Genomic DNA, 26,196 nt, shown 5'->3' on the forward strand with positions numbered 1-26,196 from the left:
ATGACGGCCCAGGCGTCAGTCAAAATCAGAAGCGGCCGATGCGCGGCCGGTCGGTGCGGAAATTATCCGCATAATTACGCGGGATCACCCGACGCTCATGCAGCTCCGCCACATCGGCGTCCCAGCCCTTCTTGGCGCAGAATGCCAATGCCTCTTCCTTGGTCGGGAAGGAGACGCGCACCTGATTGAGCGTATCGCCGGAGCTGGTCCACCCCATCAGCGGTTCCGGCCGGCGCGGGGTGGCCAGCTCATATTCCAGAACCCAGGCGCCCGTCTTGGCGCGGCCAGACTGCATCGTCGTCTTGGCGGGCTGATAGATGCGGACCTTCATGATGAGCCTGCTGTGATCAAGGGTGGCGTCCATCGGGGGGATGGTCGGAGCGAGAGGATTCGAACCTCCGGCCTGCTGGACCCAAACCAGCCGCGCTACCAGGCTGCGCTACGCTCCGTAACCAGGGGTGGGGAATACACCACCCTTTTGCCGGGAGCAAGCCCGGGATACCGCCTGCGCGTCTTATGCATGGCCTTTTGCTATCTGGCGGGTGAACAGGCTGGTGGGTGCCATCACCAGCAGGTTGCCAGCCAGGGCCAGAACCAGCCCGGCAATGCCCGCCGGCGTCCAGTGATAGCCTTCGAACAGGGTGGAAATCAGCAGCGCCACCACCGGCGTCATAATCGAAACATAACCGGCCCGATCGGCCCCCATCCGCCCCAGCAGGGTGAAATAGCAGAGAAAGGCGGCAATGGAGCCGAACAGCGCCAGATAGAGCAGCGAGAGCAGATAGGGTGCCGTCAGGCTGACACTGAAATCAGCCCCCCGCACCGCTGCCAGCCCCAGCATCAGCGCCGCCCCGGTCACCATGCCCCAGCCGGTCAGCGCGATCAGCGGCATCCCGCCACGGCGGGCGGTGGAGACCACCATATTGCCCAGCGACGCGCTGTAATTGGACAGCATCATCAATCCCAGCCCGGCCAGAGCACCGCTGACCAGCGCCCCGCCCTCCAGTTCGGGGGAGAAGAGCAGCAGCACCCCGACCAACCCCAGGCAGCCCCCCAGCAGCACGGCGGGGCGCAGGGGCTGTTTCAGAAACAGGCGGGAATTCAGCACATTCATCAAGGACAGGGCCGACCCGGCCACGGCCACCAGACCGGAGGGCAGCAGCACCGTGGCCTTATAGACCAGCAGATAATTTAGGGAGAAATTCAGCAGCCCCGCACCGGCAATCAGCGGCCAGGTTTTGCGCGCCGGCCATAGCGGCTGCCGACGCAGCACCAGCCATCCGAGCAGCACCGACCCCGCCAGCAGGAAACGATAGCCAATGGAGACGGACGGATCGACCGCGCCCAGCTGAAAGGTGATGGCATACCAGGTCGATCCCCAGATGAGAATCGTGGCGAGGAAAAGGGCGATGTTCAATGGCATGGCAAGACAAGGTCCAAGCGGCACCGCCAGATCGCGGCTGCCCTGTCCTGGCTATAGCCCCGGTGGCCACCCGTACCAATCCGATACTTGTCGCCGGGACATTTTGTTTCATACCAAGGGTCATACACCATGACCCTTGAAGGCCGGCAACCGCCGGCCCGCGGGCCCATGCCCGCGCAAGCCAAGCTGCCGGAGGCAGCGCCCGGCACTTGAGGGAACAGGCAAAATTCCAAGAGCCATGATCCATGGCTCTTGGAATCAGGCTTCCAGGGTCAGCTGATGTGTCTCCGGCACCATGGCCTGCAGGGCATGGATATAGGAGGCGATCTTCTTCGCCTGCTCGGAATGCAGTTCCAGCAGCCGGCGCATCTGTTGGGCCAGCTTCACCGCCTCCGCATTGTCGGGGCTGCTGGTTTCGCCCCCATCGCTGATGGCGGACAAGGTAACCGCCAGCGGATCGGCCGGCGGTTGCGGCATCGGGGGCGGCGATGGGGTGTCCGGCGGGGGTTGCTGGGATGTTTCCTGTTGCCCGCCGGGTGCGGGCTGCCGATCAGCAAAGCGGTCCAGATTGCCACGAATCCTGTCGCGCTGTTGCTGGGTGAGGTCGGGGAATTCCTCCACCTCATCCATCACCATGTCGATCAGACGCTGGCGCAGGCTGCGGCCCTGGCGGGCGTCACGCTCCCCCGTCGCCTGCGCCGCCACCTTGGATATACCGGCCACCCGCCGCTCCCGCGTCGGGGGCGTCGCACTGACCGGCAGGCGCTGGATCGGTGGCGTGTATAGAACCATAAGTGATTCTACCACGTCGCAAAGGGGCGCAGTTCCGCCCTTTCGCGTCAGATGCCCGCCATCCTTCCCTTATCCACGCATGGCAAGGGCCGGAATCAGCTGGGACGCTTCACCCCGAAGGCCGGGTGCAGCAGACGGTCACCGGCACGGATACCCAGCCGGGCGCACAGGCCGCCATTCAGCTCCAGCACCGCCAAGGCCGGGCGGGAGGATGGCAGAGGCGTGGTGTTGCGCGGCTTGCCATGCTGGATATTGATGATCACGCCCTTTTCATCAATGAAGATGATATCCAGCGGAATCAGCGTATTCATCATCCAGAAGCTGAGCGGCTGTTCCACCTCGTAAAGGAACAGCATCCCGCGATCATCATCCATATGCTCGCGGTACATCAGGCCGCGCGCCTGCTGTTGCAGGGTCAGCGCCAGTTCGACGGTGAATTTATGGCGGGTGCCGCCCGCCGTCTCCACCACCAGCGTATCTTCCTGCAGGCCGGTCTGCGGCCCCTGTTCCGCCAGGGCCGTGGTGGGCAAGCTCAAGACCGGCACAGCCAGCGCCAGCAGGAGGGCGGACAACAGGCGAAGAAGCAGACGCTGGATCATGGTGTCTTTCCAAAAAGGCGGCTTTCCCGCCTGATATCACAGATCGCGGGTCGCGGCTGCGACCATCCTGATCTCCTCGCGAACCGGCCCTTCGCGGGGGGCATCATGCAGCCGGTCGAACCAGTGGGCGGGCGGATTGCGCCCTTCCCGCCGGTCCCAGGTCAGGCCCCGCAGCACCGATACCGCTTCCGGTGTCAGGGGCGTGCCGGCCGGGTCAATCCCGCACAGCACCGCCCAGATGCCGGCCCAGGCCCGCCCCACCGACCAGGGGTTATAGCCGCCGCCGCCCACCACCAGGGTACGCGGTGCCAGCCCCAACAGTTCCGATACCGCGTGCCAGAGCGCGCGGTTGGAGAGGCTGAGGCGTGACAGCGGATCGTCCGCCAGCGCATCCGCCCCGGTCTGGATCACCATGGCCTGCGGACGGAAGGCGCACGCCAGCGGGATCAGCGCCTCTTCCACCAGATAGCGCAGCTCGCTGTCATGGAAGCCGGCGGGAACCGGCAGGTTGCGGGCCATGCCACCGGCCCGATCCTCAACCTTGCCAGTATAGGGCCAGCGCCCGCCTTCATGGATGGAGACGGTCAGCACCCGTTCATCATCATGAAAGGCATCCTGCACCCCATCACCATGATGGGCGTCCAGATCGATATAAAGGATGCGGTCCAGCCCCTGATCCAGCAGGGACAGGATGCCCAGCACGGGGGCATTGAAGAAACAGAAACCACTGGCCCGGCCGGGCCGGGCATGGTGGGTGCCGCTGGCCGGGCTATAGACGACACCGCCATCGCGCAGCAGCTCAGCCGCCTGGATGGCGGCACCCACGGCGATGGCAGGGCGGCGATACATTTCCGGGAAGACCGGGTTTTCCAGCTTGCCCAGCCCGTAACGCTGGGCGGTCTCCAGATCGACCCGCTGGTCGCGCTCCGCCTGCTGCACCGCCGCGATATAATCGCGCTCGTGAAAGCGGGCGAGCTGCGCTTCCGTCGCCATCGGGCTGTCCAGATAGCGGGATTCGTCCAGCCAGCCCATGGCGCGGGCCAGATCCATCGCCACCGTCACCCGGGGGATCGACAGCGGATGCTTCTTGCCATAGCTGGAATGGCGATAAATCTCCCCACCCAGAAACAACGGACGCGACACCGCCGAGGGTTTCGGCAGCGGTTCGGGCGCGGCATCAACAGCCGCAGGCGGGGCGACGGGTGCATCCAGCATCATGGGCATAATCCTATGCTGCGCCGCCACATGCTGACAATGGTGGCCGTTACCCTGCCACCTGGGCCTAGCCCATCGTTCAAGTCGCTTGTTCCCCTGTCACGGCAATGCAATAACCCAACATTCACTGGGGGGAGCCGATGGGCGGCTGAGAGGTTCCGTGCCGGAACGACCCCTGGAACCTGATCCGGCCAAGACCGGCGTAGGGACAGTGAGACAAGATGCCGCCGGGCGCCGATCCGCACTCTCCCCCCTCTCCCGCCATCCAGATCCGTCAGGCAAGCCTGGAACTGGGCGGACGCCTGCTGTTCGACGGGCTGGAACTGCATGTGCCGGCGGGCCGATTCTGTTGTCTGCTGGGCCCCAGCGGGGTGGGCAAGACCACGTTGCTGCGGCTGGTGGCCGGGCTGGCCGCCCCTCAGGGCCGGACAAGCATCAACGCCGATGATGGCCAGCCGCTGGCCGGTCGCATCGCCTGGATGGGGCAGCAGGATTTGCTGCTGCCCTGGGCCAGCGTGCTGGATAATGTGATGATCGGTATCCGCCTGCGCGGGGGCCGGCCTGACAGCGCCGTGCAGGCGCGGGCCTTGCATCTGCTGCAACAGGTGGGGCTGGAAGACCGCGCCAGCGACCGGCCGGCCGCCCTGTCCGGCGGGATGCGCCAGCGGGTCGCCCTGGCCCGAACCCTGTTCGAAGATCGGCCCATTGTCCTGATGGATGAGCCCTTTTCCGCCCTGGATGCCTTGACAAGGCTGCGGCTGGGTGGGTTGGCCGCCCAGCTGCTGGCCGGACGCACTGTCCTGATGGTGACGCATGACCCGATGGAGGCGTTGCGCCTGGGCCATCAGGTGCTGGTGCTGACGGGGCTGCCGGCCAGCCTGTCGGCCCCGATCATCCCGCCCGATGACCCGCCGCGCCCGCCCGACCTGCCGGAACTGCTGCATTTGCAAGGCCGGCTGCTGGCCGAACTGGCGCGGGAGGTCGGGCCATGAAGGCAGCCTTGCGCGCGCTGATCACCTTTGCCGGCCTGCTGCTGGCCTGGGCTTTCCTGGTCCGCTGGGCGGAACTGCCACATTACATCTTGCCCGGGCCGGAGCGGGTGGCCGCCCGGCTCTGGTCCGACCGGGCCTTGCTGGCGGATCATGCGTTGATGACCCTGGCGGAGGTGGTACTGGGCCTGTTGCTGGGCACACTCTGCGGGGTGCTGGCGGCCCTGGCGCTGATGGCCTCCACGGCGGCACGGCGCTGGCTGCTGCCGCTGCTGCTGGTCAGCCAGGCCGTGCCCGTCTTCGCCATTGCCCCGTTGCTGGTGCTGTGGCTGGGCTATGGCATGGCGTCCAAGGTGGCGATGGCGACGCTGATCATTTTCTTCCCCGTCACCGCCGCCTTTTACGATGGTCTGCGCCGCACCGATCCCGGCTGGCTGGATCTGGCGCGCACCATGGGGGCCAGCCCCTGGACGCTGCTGCGCCATATCCGGGGGCCCGCCGCCCTGCCGGCCCTGGGGGCCGGGCTGCGCGTGGCCGCCGCCGTCGCCCCCATCGGGGCGGTGGTGGGGGAATGGGTAGGGGCGTCTTCCGGGCTGGGCTATCTGATGCTGCACGCCACCGCGCGGGTTCAGACCGACCTGACCTTTGCCGCCCTGTTCCTGCTGGCCCTGCTGGCTGTCGCCCTGTGGCTGCTGGTTGATCTTCTGCTGCGCCGGGCCCTGCCCTGGCTTCCCGATTCCCACGGTTTTGAAGGATGAGAACGATGCGACACTGGTTGCGCGGGGCGGCGATGGCCGCCGCCCTTTCCCTGGCCGCCCTGCCCGCCATGGCGCAGGATAAGATGACCGTGCTGCTGGACTGGTTCGTCAACCCGGACCATGGGCCGCTCTATGTCGCCCAGGAAATGGGCTACTTCAAGGATGCCGGTCTGGCGGTGGAGATGATCGCGCCGGCGGATCCCAATGATCCGCCGCGTCTGGTCGCCGCCGGTCGCGGCGATGTCGCCATTTCCTATCAGCCGCAACTGCATTTGCAGGTGGATGCCGGGCTGCCCGTGGTGCGTATCGGCACCCTGGTGGCCACGCCGCTGAACAGCATCATCGCCCTGAAGGACGGGCCGGTGAAAAGCCTGAAGGATCTGAAGGGCAAGAAGGTCGGCTTCTCCGTCGGCGGGTTCGAGGATGCGCTGCTGGGGGCCATGCTGGAAAAACACGGGCTGTCGCTGAAGGATGTGACGCTGGTGAACGTCAATTTCTCCCTGTCGCCGGCTTTGTTCGCCGGACAGGTGGATGCCATCGTCGGCGGCTTCCGCAATTTCGAACTGAACCAGATGGCCATTGAGGGCAAGCCCGGCCGCGCCTTCTTCCCTGAAGAGGAAGGGGTGCCCGCCTATGATGAGTTGATCTTCATCGCCGCCCGCGACCGCGCCAGCGATCCGCGTCTGGGCCGTTTCCTGGACGCGGTGGAACGCGGCACCGCCTATATGATCAACCACCCGGATGCGGCCTGGGCCCTGTTCATCAAGGGCCGCCCGGACCTGGATACCGACCTGAACAAGCGGGCCTGGCGTGACAGCCTGCCGCGCTTTGCCCACAGCCCCCGCGCCCTGGACCGCGCCCGCTATGCCCGCTTCGCCAATTTCCTGAAGGAACGCGGGCTGGTGAAGACCACCCCGGACGTGGCGAGCTATGCGGTGGAACTGAAGTAATACCAATCTCCCTTGATCGTGACCGATCCAGGGAGATTTTTTGTTCCCTCAGGCGCCGGGCGGGCGCATCCGCGCCCTTGGCTTACGCGCCACGTGGCGCGGCCCGGCGTTCGCCGGCCTCCAATCCGCCAAGGGGCAACCCCTCGGCGGATTGGTATAACCGCGCTCATAACAGGGGGCGGCGATCACCGCCGCCCCCTTCCCTCCTCTCAAGCCGCCTGCGCCAGGATGGCACCCAGGCGGGAGCGCAGTGACTGCATTTCATCGGTCACCTGACGCGCCTTGTTCGCCAGATTATCCGCCAATGTCCGCGTCTCGCTGGCATCGGCCGCCACAGTCTGGATACGGTCAGACACTTCAATCGTGCCGCCAGCGGCGTTGGCGGCGCTGTGGCTGATGCTCTCCGTGGCGCTGCCTTGTTCCGTCACGGCAGCGGTGATGGCGCCCGCAATCTCATCAATCCGGGCGATCACCTCATGCAATTGATGGATATCGCCAATCACCCGTTCAGTGGCGCGCTGCACAGCGGTGATCTGCGAGCTGATCTCTTCCGTGGCCTGCCCCGTCTGGGTGGAGAGGTTTTTCACCTCCGCCGCCACCACCGCAAAGCCACGACCAGCCTCACCAGCCCGTGCCGCCTCGATGGTCGCATTCAGCGCCAGCAGATTGGTCTGGCCGGAAATATCACCGATCAGCTGGGCCGCCTGGCCGATATTCTGCGCTGCTTCGGCCAGCTGCGTGATCATGGCGCGGGTCTGGGCCCCACGGGCTACCGCCTCATGCACCATATCCGCCACTTCGGTCACCTGCCGGCCGATCTCGCGGGAGGAGGTGGCCAGCTCCTCCGTGGCGGCGGCCACGGTCTGCACATTGTTGGTGGCATCCTGGGCGGCACCGGCCACACCCTGGCTCTGTTCCCCGGTGCGCTGGGCAGCGGAATTCATCTTGCCGGCTAGGTCGGAAATGCCCGCTGCCTCGGTCAGCACCACTTCCACGCGGCGCGTCACTTCCTGCTCCAACGCCTGGGCAAGCCCGCCCAGCCGGTCAGCAAAGGCCTGCTTATGCGCGCGCTCGCGTTCCTGCTCTTCCACCTTCAGCCGGTCCATCTCTTCCGCATTGACGCGGAAGACATCGATGGCGCGGGCCATATCGCCGATCTCATCACGGCGGGCGGTGCCGGGGATGAAGGACAGGCGTTCACCCCGAGCGAGCGTTTCCATAGCGCGTTCAATCTGCGCCAGCGGCCCGGTGATCGAGCGCACCAGCAGCAGCGACAGGCCACAGAACAGGGCAACCAGCGAACCGCCAATCAGCAAGGTCATCCGCTGGGTCTGGCGGCGGATGGTGGCCTCAGCCTCGCGGGCCTGTTCCAGCCCACCGGCCGTGAAGGTGAACAGCTCATCAATCAGCGGCGTCGTTTCGGCCACTACCTGGGCAAAGGCGGCAATCGCTGTACGCTGTGCCGCCGTAGCGTCGGCCAGCGCCACCATATCCTGGCGATATTTGCGTGACAGCGTGTCAATGGCCGTCTTGGTTTCCGGGTCCAGCTTGGATTCGGGAATGAAGAAGGAGAATTCGTTGAAGGCCTTGCGATGCTGGCCCAGATACTTATCCTCCCCTGTCAGCAGGAAGGATTTCTCGGCATTGCGCATTTCCGCCATGCCGATATATAGCTCTGCCGCCACTGCCGCTGGCCATTTCTTCAACTCACCTTCCGTTGCCGCGACCGATTTGAACATCTGGCCGCGCAAACCATCCTCATCGGTGAAGCCGACCGCACGGGTGGCGTCATCCACCTTGTTGAAGGCGTCAGCCAGTGCCACCAGCTTGGCCTGGATGGCGTTGACTGTGTCCGCCTTGTCCGCTGCGGCCGGGTGGGCGGCGATACGGGCGGCTGCCTCTTTCACCTTGGCCAGGCTGGTGCGGAAGGCCTCCCCCTCGGCGGGGATACGTTCCCGCAGGAAGCGCGTGGCATGAAGCTGCAAGGCAGTGGTCTGGCGGTTCAGCTCAGCCGCCGTTTCCGCCACCACGGACAAACCTGTCATGCGGTCGGAGGCATCGCCCCGCCGTGCATCGCCCAGCAGGAACAGGCCCGCCGTCATCGTCACGGTCAACAGGGCTGCCCCGACCAGCAAACCGATGCGGGTGACGATGGACAGCTGGGCCAAAACCCCGCCTTCCCCATCATCACCCCCACCTTCGCCCTTGCCGCGCAGCTTCTGCCACAATTCGCCCAGGCCCCAACGCCCGGTCCCCGTTTCCAAATCGGCATTCAACGGGGCGGTCAGCGTAACATCGGTCATGCCAGTATCCCGGTGTCTGGAATTTATTTAAAATCCAACACATACGTGAGGCGCAGCAGCCGATGGCGGCACTGTTTCCACAACGCCACCACCGGCCTGTCCTGAAGTGATATGGGCTGCCGATATAAAGTCTGTGGGTCAGTTTTATTAATTTTGGGTGACGCTCGCTTTAGCTGCAAAATCACGTTTGCATATTCACCAGCGCCCATAGAGTTGTTAATCTGTATCCCCGCCACCTTGGTGGAAGTTTTGCCAGGACATCATGGTCATTCTGACACCGGAATTATTGTTAAGGGCTTATGCCAATGGGGTTTTCCCGATGGCGGAGAATGCCCGTTCCACCGATTTGATGTGGTTTGACCCGCCGCATCGGGGGATTCTGCCCCTGAACGGTTTTCATGTTCCCCGTCGGCTGCGCAAAACCGTACGCCACTTCCCCTTCGATGTGCGGGTCGATACCGCGTTTCGGCAGGTCATGGCGGGCTGTGCCGGCGGTGGTCCGCAGCGGCCGGAAACCTGGATCAATGCGGAGATCACGGACGCCTATTGCCAGCTCCATGCCGCCGGCCATGCGCATTCGGTCGAATGCTGGCGGGATGGCCAACTGGTGGGCGGACTTTATGGCGTCTCCATCGGCGGTGCCTTTTTTGGGGAGAGCATGTTCTCCCGCGCCACCGATGCCAGCAAGGTGGCCTTGGTGCATCTGGTGGCGCGGCTGACGGCGGGCGGCTTCCGCCTGCTGGACACGCAGTTCATCACGGAGCATCTGGCCCAGTTCGGCGCGGTGGAAATTCCCCGCCACCGATACCGGGCGCAGCTATCGCAGGCGACCCGGATTGAAGCCGATTTTTACTGCTTGGATGATGAACGGGCCTTGGTTTCCGACTTTTTGCAGTCCTTGACCCAGATATCGTAAACTGGATGCTCCATAGCCGACAGCGCCGGGCTGGAGGCAAACATCCAGCCGACGAAAACCGGCACCGGCGCCGCACCGGCCGTGGTCGGGATTTCGGCGATATCCAGGAAGGCGGCTGATTCCGGCGGATCGATCGGCGGTGCCTTGCGGCAGGCCTTGACCTGGATCGACAATTGACCGAACTGCACCACATCCCCCACCTTGGCTTCGAAGGTGGAGGTACGCGCCGTCACCTTGTCCAGCCCCTGCAGCACGACAACCGGCATGGCCTCGAAACTGCGTTGCGGGGCGGGGGGCGGTGCCGGGCGCTGCACGGCCGGGGCCCCGGCAGCGGGGTCTTGTTGAACGTCTGGGGCCGACGATGGCTCCGGCACCGTCGGCACAGTGGCATCCTGTGCAGTGGCAACAGCAGCGGCGCCAACGCAGGCCCCCAGCAGCAGCGCACGAACGATCTTCTTCACCAGCATCGAACCTGTCCGGTCAGCGTAACATCATCCTGCCCATCAGGCCCACCGAAGCGGGCCCTTTCATGGCAGTCTCACTTACCGCCCAGCAGGCCACCGGGGGCCGGCGCCTGCGCACCCTGATTGGCGGCTGCAGGCGGGGCTTCCGCATTGCCACCGGAACCGGCTTTGGAACCGGAACCGCCGGAATTGAACATGAAGCGCCCCAGCAGATCCTCCAGATTGACGGCGGACTGCGTATATTCGATCAGATCGCCTTCCTTCAGCTTCTCCTCTTCCCCGCCGGGATCAAGCTGGAGATAGCGGCCGCCCAGCAAGCTCTCGCTGGCGATGACGGCAGAGGTATCACGGGGCAGCTGGATATTGCGGTCAATTTCCATCTGCACCACGGCCTGGAAGGTCTGCTTGTCCAGGAACTGGCTGGTGACGGTGCCGACCTTCACCCCGCTGATGCGCACATCCGACCCGGCCGACAGGCCGCCCGTGCTGCTGAACCGTGCTTCCAGCTTATAGCCGCCGACGGCCCGCACGGAACTGCTGGTATAGGCGAAGAACAGGAAGAAGCCGGCCACCACCAGCACCACCGCGCCCAGCACGGTCTCAATCACATTCCTGCGCATGGACAGAACCACTCCCGACTAAACCCCGAAACGGACATGGCGGCGCTGGATCAACGCCGCCATGACGATGATGAACCCTAAATGGTGCCGATCAGTTCGGAGTCCATGCCTCATAATCGCCGGTCGCCTTGTCGCGCTTGCCCCCTTCGAACAGGTGGCCGGGCGGACGATAGGCCTGCAGCGTACCGGTGGGGTTCGGCTGGTGTTCCTTGATCCACGGCTTGTGGAAAACGCTCTGCTCCGGCAGGGGGTCCGCCATCACATAATGCAGCCAGCCATGCCATTCCGGCGGCACATTGGTTGCCTCCGGCTCACCATTATAGATCACCCAGCGACGAGCCTTCAGGCCGGTGCGGGCTTTCTTCTCCTCGTAATACTTGTTGCCGTATTTGTCGGTACCGACCAGACGGCCCGCACGGGCGGTGAAGAAATTGATCTGGATGTTGGCCATCCAGGTGACCAGGGAGATGCGTTTGCTCATGATGGTCCGTTTCGGGACTGAAGGGACAAACCCCCGCGGCAACGGCGCGGGATACGGCAGTGCGGGGGACTATGGCATTGCCGCACAGCAAAATCCACCCCCGCGCGCAGGCTGAACCGGCTGCCCAGGGCGTTGCCGGTCTGCCCAAATCGCGCAACAGACTTGATCAAGGCGCCGGTGGCGGCTCCCCATGGCCGCGCAGCCGGTCCGCCGCCCGGCCGATGCGGCCGGTATGGTGGCGGATTTCCCAGATGGCGATGGCGATGCCGGCCAGCAGCAGCGGCAGAATGTAATAGACGAAGCGATAGGCCAGCATCGCCCCCAGCAGCTGCCCGGCGGGAATGTCATCCGACAGGCCCAGGATGATGATGCTCTCAAACACCCCGATGCCGCCCGGCACATGGCTGAAAATCGCCACCACCAGGGCCGCGCAATAAATGCCCAGATAGGCGGTGAAGCCGATGCCATGGTCCAGCGGCAGCAGCGACCAGAGAACCCCGGCCGCCAGCACAATTTCCAGCGATCCGATACCGATCTGGGAGATCACCCCCAAAGGCGACGGCAGTTGGATCGACCAGCGCCAGAGCTTGATCGGCTTGCGCGTCACCCCGGTGATAATACAGAGCGAGGCCAGCACCAGCAGGGTCAGCACCGCCAGACCCTGCACCAGCAGTTCCGGCACTTTCAACATGGTGGCGACCGGATGCGGCCCCACCAGCACCCCCACCGCCCCGGTGAAGCTGATGCCCAGGGTAAAGGTGGTGGTGGAGAAGACAACGACGCGGGCGACATCGGCCGGGGTCAGGCCGGCGGCACCATAGGTGCGCAACCGCACCCCCGCACCGCTGAGCACTGCCCAGCCGATATTGTTGGAGAAAGCGTAACCACACGCCGCCGCGAAGGCCGTGGTGCGATAGGGCACCTTCTTCTTCAGATAGATCAGGGCGGAGACGTCATAGAGTGTCAGCACCCAATAACCGAGCGCCGTGATCCCCACCGCCTGCAACAGGCGGGTATAAGGCAGCGCTTGCAGATAGGCCCAGACATCCTCGAACTTCACTTCCGACAGCACGTGCCGGATGGCGACCGCCAGAAGCACCGCCATGAAAAGGGCTGTGGCAATGCCCAGCCATTTTTTTCGCCGTTGGGCGGCGGCATCTTGTTCAGGCATGGGCTCTCGGAGGGAATCGGGAAGCTCTGACATTCACTCTTGGCGTCACTAACGCGGCCGGGAACCGATCGGATGCATCCCCATCGGCGGCGGCACCCTGCCACTGATCCGGCCGAATGGAAACCCCCTGTCCGGATTGACTAGACCAATGCGCCAAAAGGTGGCAGCCGAATGTGCAAACAAGCAAGTGAATGCGGCGACTCCGACTCCAGGCAGGGTCCGGGGAATCCCGGAATCCTGCCGCTTTAGGCCCCTCTCCACCCATCCCGGCGAATAACCCCGTCAACCACAATAAGCAGTATGAAGACGTTAATCCGTCACAAAATCTGGTTGATGTGGGGGGCCCTGTGGCCTAGCCTCCGCTTCGTCACCATATCTTATCTGTAGGCACCTGCCCCGCTTGCCTGGGGCGGGAATGGGTTTCGTGCGCCTTTGTGGCGCCACCCGCCGCCGTACCAGGGAGAGGCCAGTACCATGCGGATCGAGCGCCGTTTCACCATCGAAGGTCAGGACGCCTATACGGACATCCCCTTCCGAACGGCCACCAGCGAGATCCGCAATCCCGATGGCTCCATCGTCTTCCAGGCCAAGGATGTGGAGGTGCCGGCGGAATGGAGCCAGGTGGCCTGCGATATCCTGGCCCAGAAATATTTCCGCCGCGCCGGTGTGCCCGCTGCCCTGAAGGCAGTGGAGGAACATGATGTTCCCCCCTTCCTGTGGCGCCATGTGGCCGACGACAAGGTGCTGGCCACCCTCCCCGACTCCGAACGGCGCGGTGCAGAGACCTCTGCCCGGCAGGTGTTCGACCGGTTGGCCGGCACTTGGGCCTATTGGGGCTGGAAGGGCGGCTATTTCGATGGCGAATCGGATGCCGCCGCCTTCTATGACGAAATGCGCTTCATGCTGGCCCGCCAGATGGCGGCCCCCAACAGCCCACAATGGTTCAATACCGGCCTGCACTGGGCCTATGGCATTGACGGTCCCAGCCAGGGTCATTTCTATGTCGATCCGAAGAGCGGTGCGCTGGTGGCGTCCAACAGCGCCTATGAACATCCCCAGCCCCATGCCTGTTTCATCCAGTCCGTCGCCGACGATCTGGTGAATGAAGGCGGCATCATGGACCTTTGGGTCCGTGAGGCCCGACTGTTCAAATATGGTTCCGGCAGCGGAACGAACTTCTCACGCCTGCGCGGGGAGCATGAGAAGTTGGCCGGTGGCGGTAAATCGTCGGGCCTGATGAGCTTTCTGAAGATCGGCGACCGCGCGGCGGGCGCCATCAAATCCGGCGGCACCACCCGCCGTGCGGCCAAAATGGTGACGGTCGATCTCGATCACCCGGATATTGAGGCCTATATCGACTGGAAGGTGGTGGAGGAGCAGAAGGTCGCCAGCCTCGTCACCGGTTCCAAGCAGGTGTCGCGTCACCTGAACATGATCATGGCCGCCTGCAATGAGGGGATCGGACCGGATGCGGAACGGTTGGACCCGACGCAGAACCGCGCCCTGAAGCGGGCGATCATCGCCGCAAGGCGCGATCTGGTGCCGGAAAATTACATCCAGCGCGCCATCCAGATGGCAGGCCAGGGTTTCACCAGCTTCGATATGAAGAGCTTCGACACGGATTGGGATTCGGAGGCCTATCTCACCGTTTCGGGCCAGAATTCCAACAATTCCGTGCGCGTACCCGATGCCTTCCTGAACGCGGTGGAAAATGACGGTCCCTGGAACCTGATCCGCCGCACCGACGGCAAGGTGGCCAAGACGCTGCGCGCCCGCGATCTGTGGGACAAGATCGGGCTGGCCGCCTGGCAGTCGGCCGATCCGGGTGTGCAGTTCGACACCACCATCAATGATTGGCACACCTGCCCGGCGGCGGGGCGCATCAATGCGTCCAACCCCTGCTCGGAATATATGTTCCTGGACGATACGGCCTGTAACCTGGCGTCCCTGAACCTGATGGAATTCCGCCGGCCCGACGGCCGTTTCGATATCGAAAGCTTCAGCCACGCTTGCCGGCTGTGGACGCTGGTGCTGGAAATCTCCGTCCTGATGGCGCAGTTCCCGAGCCGGGAGATCGCCCGGCTGTCTTATGAATACCGCACGCTGGGTCTGGGCTTTGCCAATATTGGCGGCCTGCTGATGGCTGCCGGCCTGCCCTATGACAGCGAGGCCGGGCGGTCGCTGACCGGGGCCATTACGGCGCTGATGACCGGTGTGTCCTATGCCACCTCGGCAGAGATGGCGGGCGAACTGGGCCCCTTCCCCGGCTTTGCCCCCAACCGCGACCCTATGCTGCGCGTCATCCGCAACCATCGCCGTGCCGCCCATGGCGCCGCGATGGGGTATGAGGGGCTGTCAGTGGCACCGGTGCCGCTGAAGGCTGCCGAGTGTCCCGATGCCGATCTGGTGGAGGCGGCGCGCGCCGCCTGGGACCGGGCTTTGGTCTTGGGTGAGAAGCATGGCTACCGCAACGCCCAGGCCACGGTGATCGCACCCACCGGCACCATCGGGCTGGTGATGGATTGCGACACCACCGGCATTGAACCGGACTTCGCACTGGTGAAGTTCAAGAAGCTGGCCGGCGGCGGCTATTTCAAGATCATCAACCGCGTGGTGCCAGAGGCGCTGTCGCGCCTGGGCTATAGCGACGAACAGATCACCCGCATTGAACGCTATGCCGTGGGTAACGGCACGCTGGTCGGCGCGCCAGGCGTCACCCATGCCCGGCTGCGCGCCAAGGGCTTTACCGACGCGGAGATCGCCAAGGTTGAGGGTGCCCTGGAATCGGCCTTCGATATCAAGTTCGTCTTCAACAAATGGACGCTGGGCGTCGATTTCTGCCGCGACGTGCTGGGCGTATCGGAACAGGATCTGGATGCCTTCAGCTTCGACCTGCTGGCCCATCTGGGCTTCAGCCGGAAGGAGATTGAGGCCGCCAATGTCTATGTCTGCGGTGCCATGACCTTGGAAGGCGCACCGGGCCTGCGCGAAGAACATCTGCCGGTGTTCGACTGTGCCAGCCCCTGCGGCAAGATCGGCAAGCGGTACCTGTCGGCAGAGGCCCATATCCGCATGATGGCTGCCGCGCAGCCCTTCATTTCCGGCGCCATCTCCAAAACCATCAACATGCCCAACCAGGCCCCGGTGGAGGCGTGCAAGGAAGCCTATATGCTGTCCTGGCGGCTGGGCGTGAAGGCCAATGCGCTCTACCGCGACGGCTCCAAGCTCTCCCAACCGCTGAATGCCCAGGTGCTGGAGGAGGATGAGGAAAGCTTCGACGCCGACGAACAGACGCTGGTGGAAAAGATCGTGGAGGCCCCCGCCGCCGCCCGCGTGCCGCTGGTAGCGGAAAAGGTGGTCGAACGGGTTGTTGAGCGGGTGGTGGAAAAGGTTGTCCGCGCCCATGACCGGGAAAAGCTGCCGCAGCGGCGCAAGGGCTATACCCAGAAGGCCATGGTCGGCGGGCACAAGGTGTATCTGCGCACCGGCGAATATGAAGATGGGCGGCTGGGCGAGATCTTCATCGACATGCATAAGGAAGGCGCTGCCTTCCGGTCGATGATGAACAACTTCGCCATAGCCATCTCGCTGGGCCTGCAATATGGCGTGCCGCTGGAAGAATATGTCGAGGCCTTCACCTTCACCCGGTTCGAACCGTCGGGCATGGTGACGGGCAACGACGCCATCAAGATGTCCACCTCCATCCTGGATTATGTGTTCCGGGAACTGGCCATTTCCTATCTGGGCCGCAACGACTTGGCCCATGCCACGCCGGAAGATTTGCTGCCCGACACGATGGGCCGGGGCGATGCCCAGGCCGATCTGGCGGGCCTGCCGGAGGCCGCTAACCGCGCGCCGGAACTGCCGGACAATGCGGCGCGGATGACGCAGGAAACGCTGGCCGCCGTGGCCCGCATCGCGTCCACCGGCTATGTCCGCTCCAACCTGCGCGTCGTGCCGGGCGGCCAGCAGGGGCGTATCGTCGCCGGCTTCCAGAACGCCACCACCGCCTATGCCGCCACCGGCACCGATGCGCCGACCGGCTATAGCAACGGGTCGGTTCACAGCGACGCCCTGTCCGGCACCAGCCTGCGCAGTGGTACGGTGGGCCGGAGCGACGCGCGGTTCGAGCGTATCAAGGAAGCCCGCGCGCGCGGCTATGAGGGCGACCCCTGCCCCGAATGTGGTAATATGACCATGGTGCGTAACGGCACCTGCCTGAAATGCGACACCTGCGGCGGCACAACGGGGTGTAGCTGAGGTGCGGATCACGAACGCGAATGGGACTGACCCGTCCTATTCGCGCGTTTATCGCTGTGTGATCAAGACTGGGGCGGAAGATGACGGCTGAGCAAAAGCGTTTCATTCTGGCCAGTGCAGGCTGCAGTGCCGGCATGTTGTCAGGTGGATTGCTTGTCTGGCTCTTTTGGGGAACGGGGGCCAGTTTTGCCATCGGCCTTCTGATGGGTTTAGGCATCTACTGCCTGACTTTTGGCCTTCTGCCGATCCACTTGAGCGGGGAACTCTCCTTGATTGAAGGAATCCCTGCACGTTTGGCGGGGTTGGTTTTAACTGCTCTTGCAGGTGTCATCCTCTACCAGCTTTGAAGGTAGCACAGCACCCTCGATCCCAGCGTCGGGGGTTTTTACGCTTTATGAGCGCAACTGGCGGCATGTAAATAAGGCTGGCATTCAGCCCCGAAGCGGGGTCGGATGCTGACCTGCTAGGCTCCACGCCTCACACCCGCCCGCGCATCCCCTGCAGATCGCCGCACAGCCGTTCATAATCCGCCACCACGCCGCGCGCCCATTCCAGAAGGCGCTCGCCCTCCGGCGTCAGCCCCTCAAACCGGCGGCCGCGGCGGACCAGGGGGGTGGACAGGTCGGATTCCAGCCGGGCAATGGCGGCTGACAGGGTGGGCTGGCTGATGGCACAGGCATTGGCGGCGCGGGCAAAATGCTGCTCACGCGCAAGCGCGACAAAATAGGAGAGATGGCGTACCAGCATGGTTTGATCGCTCCCCAATGAACGTTATGTTCATATGGATATAGCGAATCCCGCCAGCAATCCAGCCTTTCGGCACGAACCGAAAGCCAAAGAGGACCAGATGTTCGATATCGCCAAGCCGGCCGCCGACAGTGACAAGCCCACGCTCTATGCCGATCTTGCCAGCATGGCCGCTGGCCTTCTGACCGGGGAGCGCCACCGCATCGCCAATTGCGCCAATATCGCCGCCTTGATGTTCAACACCCTGCCGGACCTGAACTGGGCCGGCTTCTATCTGCTGCAAGGGGCGGAACTGGTGCTGGGCCCGTTCCAGGGCAAGCCGGCCTGCGTGCGCATCCCGCTGGGGCGCGGTGTCTGCGGCACGGCGGGGCAACAGATGCAGTCGGTGCTGGTACCCGATGTCCACGCCTTCCCCGGCCATATTGCCTGCGATGCGGCTTCGCGGTCTGAACTGGTGGTGCCGCTGATCAAGGACGGCCGGCTGCTGGGCGTGATCGACCTGGACAGCCCGCTGCCCAACCGGTTCGATCCGGCCGATCAGGCGGGGATCGAGACGCTGGCCAGCCTGCTGGTGGATGGGTGCGACTGGTAAGGTCGCGTCACCCCTGCCGCGCCGGCATCCGCGTCACCAGCCAGATGCCGGCGCACACCAGGATCAGGGCGCTGAGATAGCTCCAGCGCAACAGCGATTCGCCCAGGAAAATGGCGGAGAGGGAGACGCCGAAGACCGGGATCAGGAAGTTGAAGGGGGCGACCATCCCCACCGGATTATGCTTCAACAGCAGGCTCCAGACCGAAAAGGCGACGGCGGAGAGCAGGGCCAGATAGGCCAGCAGGACACCCGCCTGCATCCCCATCGCTTCCAGATGGCCACCGCCCATCATGCCGATTCCGGTCAGCACCAGCCCACCGATAAAAAGCTGCCAGCCGGTCATCACCATCGCATCCATGCCGCGCGAAAGGCCTTTGCCATAGATGGCCGCCGCAGCCAGGATGAAGGCGGAGAAGGCGACGAATCCTTCGCCCGTCAGGGTGGAATCAAAGGCCAACACCCCTGCCCCGCCCTTTCCCAGATTGACCACCACCACGCCGGCAAATCCGATCAGGCAGCCCAGCGCGCGCACCCCGTTCAGCCGGTCACTGGCATAGATGAAATGGGCCAGCACGACGCTGAAAAACACGCCGGTAGCATTCATGATGGATGATTTGATGCCGCTGGCATGGGCGACACCGATATAGAAAAACACATATTGCAGGGCCGTCTGCACCAGCCCCAGCAAAACCACCTGCCCCGCCTGCCGCCGGCTGACCGGCAACAGCCGCTTGCGCAGGCCCAATGCGGCCAGCAGCAGGATCAACCCAGCCAGGGTGAAGCGCCAGCCAGCAAACAGCATCTGCCCGGCCAGATCGGCGGGCGTGATCTGCAGCAGCGCATAGCCATTTTTGATGGCCGGATAGGAGCTGCCCCACAGGGCGCAGCAGAGGGTGGCCAGGGCATAAACGCCGGGCCGGGTCTGGTACAAGGCGGGTTTCACGGAAGAACGGACCAATCAGGCGAACGAGAGCCAGGGTATTAACCCCACGAACGCCCCCTATATACCCCCAATCCACCCGGGGCAATCACCGCCCCGGCGCCACCCGGCGATAAGACAGGGCTTCGGCCACATGCAGCCGGCGCACCCCGTCGGCCCCGTCCATATCCGCCAGGGTGCGGGCCACGCGCAGCACGCGGTGATAGCCACGGGCCGACAGTTTCAGCCGTTCTGCCGCCTCCGTCAGCAAAGCGCGGCCCTGTGCCTCGGGGGCGGCAACCTTTTCCAGCACCTCCCCATCCGCTTCCGCATTGGTGCGGATGGCCGGTTGGCCGCGCGGCACCAAGGCGGCATAGCGCTCCCGCTGGATATCGCGCGCCTGGGCCACGCGGGCCGCCACCTCCGCCGTGCCCTCCCGCGGCGGCGGCAGGGACAGGTCGGATGCTGACACCGCCGGTACGTCGACATGCAGATCGATACGGTCGAACAAAGGCCCGCTGATCTTTGACTGGTAATCCGCCGCACATTTCGGCGCCCGCCCACAGGCGAGCGACGGATCATCCAGATGGCCACAACGGCACGGGTTCATCGCCGCCACCAGTTGGAAGCGGGCGGGATATGTCACATGATGGTTAGCCCGGCTGACGGTGGCGCGCCCGGTTTCCAGCGGCTGGCGCAGCGCCTCCAGCGCGCCACGGGCGAATTCCGGCAGCTCGTCCAGGAACAGCACGCCCTGATGCGACAGGCTGATTTCGCCGGGCCGCGCCCGGCTGCCCCCGCCCACCATGGCCGCCAGCGTGGCGGAATGATGCACCTCTCTAAACGGCCGGGTGCGGATCAGCTTGCCGCCTTCCAACGATCCGGCGATGGAATGGATCATGGAGACTTCCAGCGCCTCCGCCGCATCCAGTGGCGGCAACAGGCCCGGCAGGCGTGCGGCCAGCATGGATTTGCCCGATCCTGGCGGCCCCAGCATCAACATGTTATGGCCGCCGCTGGCCGCCACCTCCAGCACGCGCTTGGCCGTTTCCTGGCCTTTCACATCGCGCAGATCCTTGTGGCTGCCCACCTCCTCCAGACCGGCCAGCTTTGGCTCCGGCCGTGTCAGCACCTGCGTGCCCTTGAAATGGTTGATCAGGGCCAGCAGCGAGGATGGGGCCAGAATATCCAGCCCGTCGCCCGCCCAGGCCGCCTCCCCCCCGCAAGCAGCCGGGCAGATCAGCCCCTTGCCATTGGCCGAGGCATTGATGGCCGCCGGCAGCACACCCGCCACGGGGGAGATGGAGCCATCCAGCCCCAGTTCACCCAGCGCCTGATAATCCGCCATGGCATCGCCCGGCAGAATGCCCATCATCACCAGCAGGGCCAGGGCGATCGGCAGATCGAAATGGCTGCCTTCTTTCAGCACATCGGCGGGGGCCAGATTGACGGTCAGGCGCTGCGGCGGCAGGGCGATACCCAGCGCGTGCAGGGCACCGCGCACCCGTTCGCGGCTTTCCCCCACGGCCTTGTCGGGCAGGCCCACCACGGTGAAGGCCAGCGGCCCGCCCGTCATCTGCACCTGCACATCGATATCCAGCACCTCAATGCCCTGGAAGGCCACCGTTCCTACACGCGCCGCCACGCCCCACCCCCAGCCGTTACCCTTTATAGGTAGCACAACAGCCAGGATATACAGGTGAATTCTCTTCGATGCGCCTGATAGGCGCCATCAATCAAAAGGGTCATTTTCTGCAAGACGGGAATGGTTTCACCCCTTCATGATGGCATCTGAAAAAGGCCCCGGCATCCAACCGCACCACCCGCCAGGGTTGGCCGCGTGGAATGCCGACCCCCGAACGCCTTTCGATTGGGACTGAAGAGATGATCCGCCTCAACATCAATGGGCAGGTCCGTGACGTGGACGTGCCGGCAGACATGCCCCTGCTGTGGGTGCTGCGTGACGAACTGAACATGACCGGCACCAAGTTCGGCTGTGGTCAGGCCCTGTGCGGGGCCTGCACCGTGCATGTCGATGGTGTGCCCACCCGGTCCTGCCAGTTGCCGGCGTCTGCCGCCGCAGACGCCAAGATCACAACCATCGAAGGCATCCAGGGCAAGGCGGCGCAGGCCGTACAGAAGGCCTGGGCCGATCTGGATGTGGTGCAGTGCGGTTACTGCCAGTCCGGCCAGATCATGGCCGCCACCGCCCTGATCGCCGAGAACCCGAACCCGAGCGATGCGGATATTGAGGCGGCGATGGACGGCAATGTCTGCCGCTGCGCCACCTATGTGCGGATCAAGGCGGCGGTGAAGCAAGCCGCCACGCTGGCGAGGACGTGAGGCCATGAAAAACCTGCCGCAGATCCTGCGCGCCGCAGCCGCTGATGTGGTGGAGGCCGCCCCCTCCCGTCGTTCCTTCCTGAAGGGGGCCGCCGGTGCCGGCGGGGCGCTAGTAATCGGTGCCGTGGTGCCGCTGGGCGCCATGGCTGCCCGCCCCGCCCCCTCCTTGGTGGGCCCGCCCGACCCGCGCCCGAACGTGTTCGTCCGCGTGGCGCCAGACAGCAGTGTCACCGTGCTGGTGAAGCATCTGGACAAGGGCCAGGGCATCATGACCGGCCTGACCACCATTGTGGCGGAGGAGCTGGACGCCGACTGGGCGCAGATGCGCGGGGAATTCGCCCCCGCCGACAGCAAGCTTTACGCCAACCATGCCTTCGGGATGCAGGGCACCGGCGGTTCCACCGCCGTCTTCAATAGCTGGGATGAGCTGCGCATGGCCGGTGCCGCCGCACGCGCCATGCTGGTGGATGCCGCCGCTGCGGAATGGAAGGTGCCGGCCAGCGAAATCACCGTCGCCAAGGGCGTCATCAGCCATGCCAAATCCGGTAAGAGCGGGCCGTTTGGCCCCTTTGCCGCCGCTGCCGCCAAGCTGCCGGTGCCGGCCAGTGTGAAGCTGAAGGACAAGGCGCAGTATAGCCTGATCGGCAATGAGACGCTGCACCGTCTGGATCACATCTCCAAGACCAATGGCACGGCGATCTTCGCCATGGATATCCGCCGCCCCGGTCAGGTGACGGCGGTGCTGGCCCGCGCCCCGCGCTTTGGCGCCACTGTAAAGAGCGTGGATGACAAGGCAGCCCGCGCCATTCACGGCGTGCTGGAGGTGCTGAGCCTGCCCATCGGCGTGGCCGTGGTGGCCAAGAATACCTGGACCGCCATCAAGGGCCGCGAGGCGCTGAACATCACCTGGGATGACAGCCAAGCGGAAAAGCGCGGCACCGACCAGATGCTGGCAGATTACCGCGAACTGGCCAAAAAGCCCGGTGCCGTGGCAACGGCCAAGGGTGACACGGCCGCCGCCATCAAGGGTGCCGCCAAGGTGATCGAGGCGGAATACAGCTTCCCCTATCTGGCCCATGCGCCGATGGAACCGCTGAACGCCGTGGTGGAACTGACCGAGGATGGCGGGGCGGAATTCTGGGCCGGCTCCCAGTTCCAGGGCGTGGAACAGCGGGTTGCCGCCGGCATCCTGGGCACCACCCCGGACAAGATCAAGATCAACACGGTCTGGGCCGGCGGCAGCTTCGGCCGCCGCGCCACCCCGACCGCCGATTACATGGCCGAAACGGTCATCATCGCCAAGGCGCTGGCGGCGAAGGGCAAGAAGGCCCCCGTGCATCTGGTCTGGACGCGGGAAGATGACATCAAGGGCGGCCGTTACCGCCCGCTGGTCCTGCATAAGCTGCGGGCCGGGCTGGATGCCAAGGGCAATATTGTCGGCTGGGAACAGCGCATCGTCACCCAATCCTTCATGGCCGGCACCGGCTTTGAAGCTGTGGCGATCAAGAATGGGGTGGACAATTCCGCCACTGAGGGCGTGGCCGATCTGGCCTATAAGGTGCCCAACCTGGCCGTTGACATGCATATCGCCAAGTCACCGGTGACGACGCTGTGGTGGCGGTCGGTGGGCCATACCCACACGGCCTATGCCAAGGAAGCCTTCATCGATGAGCTGGCCGCCGCTGCCGGCAAGGATGCCGTGGCCTATCGCCTGGGCTTGCTGGAAGAACATCCGCGCCTGCGGGGCGTGCTGAAACTGGCGGCCGATAAGGCTGGCTGGGGCAAGCCGCTGGCCGCCGGTCCGGCCGGGACCAAGCGGGGCCGGGGCGTGGCGGTGCATGAAAGCTTCAGCACCTATGTCGCCCATGTGGCGGAGGTGACCATCAAGGCCGATGGCAAGGTGAAGGTGGATCGCGTGGTGGTGGCGGTGGATTGCGGCATCGCCGTCAATCCCAATGTCATCAAGGCGCAGATTGAAGGCGGCACCGGCTGGGGCATCGGCCATGCCCTGCGTGATGCCATCACCCTGACCGATGGCATTGTCGATCAGGCCAATTTCGATACGTTCGAACCGCTGCGCTATGCCGACATGCCGGCGGTGGAAGTGCATATCGTTGACAGCGCCGAACGCCCCACCGGCGTGGGGGAACCGGGCGTGCCCGGTGCTGCCCCCGCCGTTGCCAATGCCATTGCAGCGGCGGGCGGCAAGCGCCTCTATGACCTGCCCTTCAGCAAGGCGGGTATTGTTTGATACCGATCTTCCTTGATCGTGACCGATCAAGGAAGATTTCACGTTCCCTCACACGCCGGGCGCTGCCATCCGGCAGCTTGGCTTCACGGCGCATGAGCGCCGGGCTGGCGGTCGCCAGCCTCCTATCCGCCAAGGGTCAAACCCTCGGCGGATAGGTCCGGCGCGAAAGGGGTAATGCTGCCGGGCGCTGGAATGGTTGCCCGGCAGCGCCCCATCATTGTCACCAGGGCTTCCAACAAGGACCGGGGCTTGAGCCCCGGTGGTCACAGGGGACAATGATGATAAAGAGCAGGCTGATCCTGTCCGGCATGGTACTGGGCGCGCTGGTTTTTCCCGGCGCGGCACCGGCCCAACCGGTCATCGGCAATGCCGAGGCCGGCAAAAAAACTTTCGAGGACCGTTGCGCCACCTGCCACGCCCTGGAACCCGGCGGTGCCAAAAAGAAGGGGCCGCATCTGCAGGGCATTTTTGGCCGCACCGCCGGCACTGAAAAAGGCTTCCGCTACTCCAAGACCATGCGGCAGAGCGCCCTGGTCTGGGATGCCTATACGCTGGATAATTATCTGTATGACCCGGTGCATACGATAAAGGGCACCAGCATGGTGCTGAAAACGCCGGAGCCCAAGGACCGGGCCGACCTGATCGCCTATCTGAAAACCTTGTGAATTGACGGACGGCGCCCGGCCAATCCGGGCACCGTCAGCCAATTACGACGGCTGGCGATCCTGCTTCAGCAGATCGCGGATTTCCATCAGCAGCAACTGGTCCTTGGTGGGGGCCACCGGGGCGGCAGCTTCCTTCTTGTGCAGGCGGTTGACCTGCTTGACCAGGATGAACACAGCCCAAGCAACAATGAAGAATTTGATCACTGCATTGATGAACAGACCATAATTGATGGTGGCAGCCCCGGCGTCCTTGGCAGCGGCCAGCGAAGCATAGTCACCCCCCGACAGGCTGATGAAATAGTCGGAAAAGTCGATCCCGCCCATCACATAGCCCAGCGGTGGCATCAGCACATCATTCACCAATGATGTGACAATAGCCGTAAAGGCAGACCCGACAATGATACCGACCGCGAGGTCGATCACATTACCGCGGCTGATGAATTTCTTGAATTCCTCAAGCATGAGGGCTTCCCCCGAATGACAAATGGCGGTGCACAGCACCATCCCGGTCGCCCGAGATTGCTGCATCCGCCAATAATTTACCAGCCCATACAAGGGCATAAAACTTTAAGCTGCCAACATGCCGGGGATCACCGAGGGGGTGGCGCTCTGGCCGGAAGCGGCACCGGTGGGGCTCTGTTCCTTTTCCTGCTTCTCGCCCCGCGTGCCGCCGCCGGTGGCGCGCTTCTTCTCCTCCTCATCCGCGCTGGGCGGGGCCAGGCTGTCCAGCATCATGATGGTGAAGGTGGAGATCGGCTCCCGCGCCGATGCGCCAGAACGATAGCCGGTCAGCCAGGGCTGGGCAGTTTCGTCCGTCGCCTGCTGGGTGCCCAGGTTAGAACTGTCGGCAAATTGTGCCGGGGCATCGTCGAACTTGGCGGAGAAGCGATCGAAAATCTGGCCGACGGTCAGCGGCCGGGTGCCATCATAGAAGACATTGAGATTGGCCTTGGCGGCATCCGGCAGCAGGTTGGCAGCAATTTGATTGGGGTTCTTCTCCAGCGCCTTCAGGAATTTGGTGGCGCCGCCAGCGCCCAGGAAATGCGCCATGTACATCTCCGTGTTGCCGACGGGGCGACCCAGCTTCCCTTCCAGATGATCCTTGTTGTCGCTGGCCAGCTCGGCCGCCAGCAGGGCTGAATAGCGCGGATCCTTGCGCAGATTCAGGATTTCCTTGCGCATGGCCGGGTCGGAGACCTGTGGCTTGCCATTGGCCCCGGTGGTGATCTGGCTGGCATATTTGCCCAAACCATGTTCGGCACCGTGCTGCTGCACCATGTTGAGCCAGGTGCCTTCGGTGAACTGGAACAGGCCGGTGGCGCTGCTGGTCTTGGCCTTCACATCGGTTCGATAACCGCTCTCCACATTGGCCTTGTCCATCAGATAGGAGAAATCCACGCCCGTGGCGCTGCTGGCCTGCTGTACCGCCTTGATCACCTGGGCCGGGGCGTTACGCGTCGCACCGAGAGATTCGGTGGCGTTGCTGCGGTTCAGGGCATTGAAGAAGGCGGTCACGGCCAATCTCCCAAAAATAGGTCTGCCCTTCTTTAAGCAATCAGCGTGCCAAGAAAGTCTATAGACATTTAGTCACATCATTCCGTTGCGTAAGTCCGCAAATCGCCGCCAAACCGGGCAAGTCGTCCCATTTTTCTAAGAAAAATAGCCTGTTTTGCCAAAATACATAGGCCCATAATCAACCCCCTCGCTGATTTCCGCACGGCAAGGCTTGCCGGGTTGG

25 protein-coding genes, 1 tRNA gene and 1 riboswitch are annotated in these 26,196 nt (G+C 64.1%); of the genes, 10 read left to right on the plus strand and 16 right to left on the minus strand.

What is annotated here, in order from left to right; translation table 11 throughout:
- Positions 1-25: 25 nt before the first annotated feature.
- From CHB97_RS10045 to CHB97_RS10070, 6 genes are all read right to left on the minus strand, one after another.
- Positions 26-331: an ETC complex I subunit gene (locus CHB97_RS10045; RefSeq protein WP_089288101.1), complete on the minus strand. Its 306-nt coding sequence runs from the start codon at positions 329-331 to the stop codon at positions 26-28.
- A gap of 41 nt (positions 332-372) precedes the next feature.
- A tRNA-Pro gene (locus CHB97_RS10050) sits at positions 373-449 on the minus strand.
- 65 nt (positions 450-514) lie between these two features.
- Positions 515-1,423 carry a DMT family transporter gene (locus tag CHB97_RS10055; protein ID WP_089287839.1) on the minus strand — a complete coding sequence of 303 codons (909 nt, stop codon included), beginning with the start codon at positions 1,421-1,423 and terminating at the stop codon, positions 515-517.
- A gap of 258 nt (positions 1,424-1,681) precedes the next feature.
- On the minus strand, positions 1,682-2,215 hold the full coding sequence (locus CHB97_RS10060) for a hypothetical protein (RefSeq protein WP_089367427.1): 534 nt from the start codon (positions 2,213-2,215) through the stop codon (positions 1,682-1,684).
- A 95-nt stretch (positions 2,216-2,310) separates the two neighbouring features.
- Positions 2,311-2,814 (minus strand): DUF192 domain-containing protein, encoded by a 504-nt coding sequence (locus CHB97_RS10065; RefSeq protein WP_089287841.1) that lies wholly within the window; start codon positions 2,812-2,814, stop codon positions 2,311-2,313.
- Positions 2,815-2,850: 36 nt separating this feature from the next.
- On the minus strand, positions 2,851-4,032 hold the full coding sequence (locus CHB97_RS10070; protein ID WP_244559488.1) for an acetoin utilization protein AcuC: 1,182 nt from the start codon (positions 4,030-4,032) through the stop codon (positions 2,851-2,853).
- 117 nt (positions 4,033-4,149) lie between these two features.
- A riboswitch (TPP riboswitch) is annotated at positions 4,150-4,255 on the plus strand.
- Between CHB97_RS10070 and CHB97_RS10075 the strand changes: the two genes are divergently transcribed.
- The 3 genes from CHB97_RS10075 to CHB97_RS10085 all read left to right on the plus strand — a co-directional run bounded on the left by CHB97_RS10075 (position 4,251) and on the right by CHB97_RS10085 (position 6,726).
- Entirely contained in the window at positions 4,251-5,021 is a 771-nt protein-coding gene (locus CHB97_RS10075; RefSeq protein WP_089287842.1) for an ABC transporter ATP-binding protein, read from the plus strand. It overlaps the preceding riboswitch by 5 nt.
- Complete coding sequence (locus tag CHB97_RS10080) at positions 5,018-5,776, plus strand: ABC transporter permease (RefSeq protein WP_089287843.1); 759 nt, start codon at positions 5,018-5,020, stop codon at positions 5,774-5,776. The genes CHB97_RS10075 and CHB97_RS10080 overlap by 4 nt, the downstream gene beginning before the upstream one ends.
- A 5-nt stretch (positions 5,777-5,781) precedes the next feature.
- Positions 5,782-6,726, plus strand: a complete 945-nt coding sequence (locus CHB97_RS10085) for an ABC transporter substrate-binding protein (RefSeq protein ID WP_089287844.1) — start codon at positions 5,782-5,784, stop codon at positions 6,724-6,726.
- A 209-nt stretch (positions 6,727-6,935) separates the two neighbouring features.
- Here CHB97_RS10085 and CHB97_RS10090 read toward each other — a convergent pair whose 3' ends face one another.
- Positions 6,936-9,029 (minus strand): methyl-accepting chemotaxis protein, encoded by a 2,094-nt coding sequence (locus CHB97_RS10090; RefSeq protein WP_089287845.1) that lies wholly within the window; start codon positions 9,027-9,029, stop codon positions 6,936-6,938.
- A gap of 262 nt (positions 9,030-9,291) precedes the next feature.
- Here CHB97_RS10090 and aat point away from each other — a divergent pair, with 262 nt between their 5' ends.
- Positions 9,292-9,945: a leucyl/phenylalanyl-tRNA--protein transferase gene (aat, locus tag CHB97_RS10095; RefSeq protein WP_089287846.1), complete on the plus strand. Its 654-nt coding sequence runs from the start codon at positions 9,292-9,294 to the stop codon at positions 9,943-9,945.
- Here aat and CHB97_RS26795 read toward each other — a convergent pair.
- The 4 genes from CHB97_RS26795 to CHB97_RS10115 all read right to left on the minus strand — a co-directional run bounded on the left by CHB97_RS26795 (position 9,879) and on the right by CHB97_RS10115 (position 12,681).
- On the minus strand, positions 9,879-10,412 hold the full coding sequence (locus CHB97_RS26795) for a DUF2155 domain-containing protein (RefSeq protein ID WP_244559489.1): 534 nt from the start codon (positions 10,410-10,412) through the stop codon (positions 9,879-9,881). The two genes, aat and CHB97_RS26795, sit on opposite strands and share 67 nt — an antisense overlap.
- A 71-nt stretch (positions 10,413-10,483) precedes the next feature.
- Entirely contained in the window at positions 10,484-11,029 is a 546-nt protein-coding gene (gene mlaD / locus CHB97_RS10105) for an outer membrane lipid asymmetry maintenance protein MlaD (protein ID WP_089287847.1), read from the minus strand.
- A 91-nt stretch (positions 11,030-11,120) separates the two neighbouring features.
- A complete protein-coding gene (locus tag CHB97_RS10110; protein ID WP_089287848.1) occupies positions 11,121-11,510 on the minus strand; it encodes an NADH:ubiquinone oxidoreductase subunit NDUFA12 in 390 nt (129 codons plus the stop codon).
- 166 nt (positions 11,511-11,676) lie between these two features.
- On the minus strand, positions 11,677-12,681 hold the full coding sequence (locus tag CHB97_RS10115; protein WP_160105744.1) for a lysylphosphatidylglycerol synthase domain-containing protein: 1,005 nt from the start codon (positions 12,679-12,681) through the stop codon (positions 11,677-11,679).
- 474 nt (positions 12,682-13,155) lie between these two features.
- On the opposite strand from CHB97_RS10115, the gene CHB97_RS10120 reads away from it, so the two are divergent.
- Both CHB97_RS10120 and CHB97_RS10125 read left to right on the plus strand, forming a co-directional pair.
- The gene (locus CHB97_RS10120; protein ID WP_089287850.1) at positions 13,156-16,941 is read left to right on the plus strand and encodes a vitamin B12-dependent ribonucleotide reductase; all 3,786 of its coding nucleotides are present in this window, start codon (positions 13,156-13,158) and stop codon (positions 16,939-16,941) included.
- A gap of 80 nt (positions 16,942-17,021) precedes the next feature.
- A complete protein-coding gene (locus CHB97_RS10125; RefSeq protein WP_089287851.1) occupies positions 17,022-17,288 on the plus strand; it encodes a hypothetical protein in 267 nt (88 codons plus the stop codon).
- A 130-nt stretch (positions 17,289-17,418) separates the two neighbouring features.
- On the opposite strand, the gene CHB97_RS10130 is transcribed toward CHB97_RS10125, so the two are convergent.
- Positions 17,419-17,688, minus strand: a complete 270-nt coding sequence (locus CHB97_RS10130) for a LysR family transcriptional regulator (protein WP_089287852.1) — start codon at positions 17,686-17,688, stop codon at positions 17,419-17,421.
- A gap of 100 nt (positions 17,689-17,788) precedes the next feature.
- Between CHB97_RS10130 and CHB97_RS10135 the strand changes: the two genes are divergently transcribed.
- Positions 17,789-18,280 (plus strand): GAF domain-containing protein, encoded by a 492-nt coding sequence (locus tag CHB97_RS10135; RefSeq protein ID WP_089288104.1) that lies wholly within the window; start codon positions 17,789-17,791, stop codon positions 18,278-18,280.
- A gap of 7 nt (positions 18,281-18,287) precedes the next feature.
- Here the strand turns inward: CHB97_RS10135 and CHB97_RS10140 are convergent, their stop codons facing one another.
- Both CHB97_RS10140 and CHB97_RS10145 read right to left on the minus strand, forming a co-directional pair.
- Positions 18,288-19,223: a DMT family transporter gene (locus tag CHB97_RS10140; protein ID WP_089287853.1), complete on the minus strand. Its 936-nt coding sequence runs from the start codon at positions 19,221-19,223 to the stop codon at positions 18,288-18,290.
- A gap of 85 nt (positions 19,224-19,308) precedes the next feature.
- A complete protein-coding gene (locus CHB97_RS10145) occupies positions 19,309-20,844 on the minus strand; it encodes a YifB family Mg chelatase-like AAA ATPase (RefSeq protein WP_089287854.1) in 1,536 nt (511 codons plus the stop codon).
- Between the two features lie 239 nt (positions 20,845-21,083).
- Between CHB97_RS10145 and CHB97_RS10150 the strand changes: the two genes are divergently transcribed.
- From CHB97_RS10150 to CHB97_RS10160, 3 genes are all read left to right on the plus strand, one after another.
- A complete protein-coding gene (locus CHB97_RS10150) occupies positions 21,084-21,542 on the plus strand; it encodes a (2Fe-2S)-binding protein (protein ID WP_089287855.1) in 459 nt (152 codons plus the stop codon).
- A 4-nt stretch (positions 21,543-21,546) separates the two neighbouring features.
- A complete protein-coding gene (locus tag CHB97_RS10155) occupies positions 21,547-23,793 on the plus strand; it encodes a xanthine dehydrogenase family protein molybdopterin-binding subunit (RefSeq protein WP_089287856.1) in 2,247 nt (748 codons plus the stop codon).
- A 275-nt stretch (positions 23,794-24,068) separates the two neighbouring features.
- Positions 24,069-24,458: a cytochrome c family protein gene (locus CHB97_RS10160; protein ID WP_089287857.1), complete on the plus strand. Its 390-nt coding sequence runs from the start codon at positions 24,069-24,071 to the stop codon at positions 24,456-24,458.
- Positions 24,459-24,500: 42 nt separating this feature from the next.
- Here CHB97_RS10160 and mscL read toward each other — a convergent pair whose 3' ends face one another.
- Together mscL and CHB97_RS10170 are read right to left on the minus strand one after the other, a co-directional pair.
- Positions 24,501-24,920, minus strand: coding sequence for a large conductance mechanosensitive channel protein MscL (gene mscL / locus CHB97_RS10165; protein ID WP_089288105.1), 420 nt, complete (start codon positions 24,918-24,920; stop codon positions 24,501-24,503).
- Between the two features lie 105 nt (positions 24,921-25,025).
- Positions 25,026-25,973, minus strand: coding sequence for a hypothetical protein (locus CHB97_RS10170; protein ID WP_143270826.1), 948 nt, complete (start codon positions 25,971-25,973; stop codon positions 25,026-25,028).
- Positions 25,974-26,196: the final 223 nt, after the last annotated feature.

The organism is Azospirillum sp. RU38E (assembly GCF_900188385.1).
Classification (GTDB): Bacteria; Pseudomonadota; Alphaproteobacteria; order Azospirillales; family Azospirillaceae; genus Niveispirillum.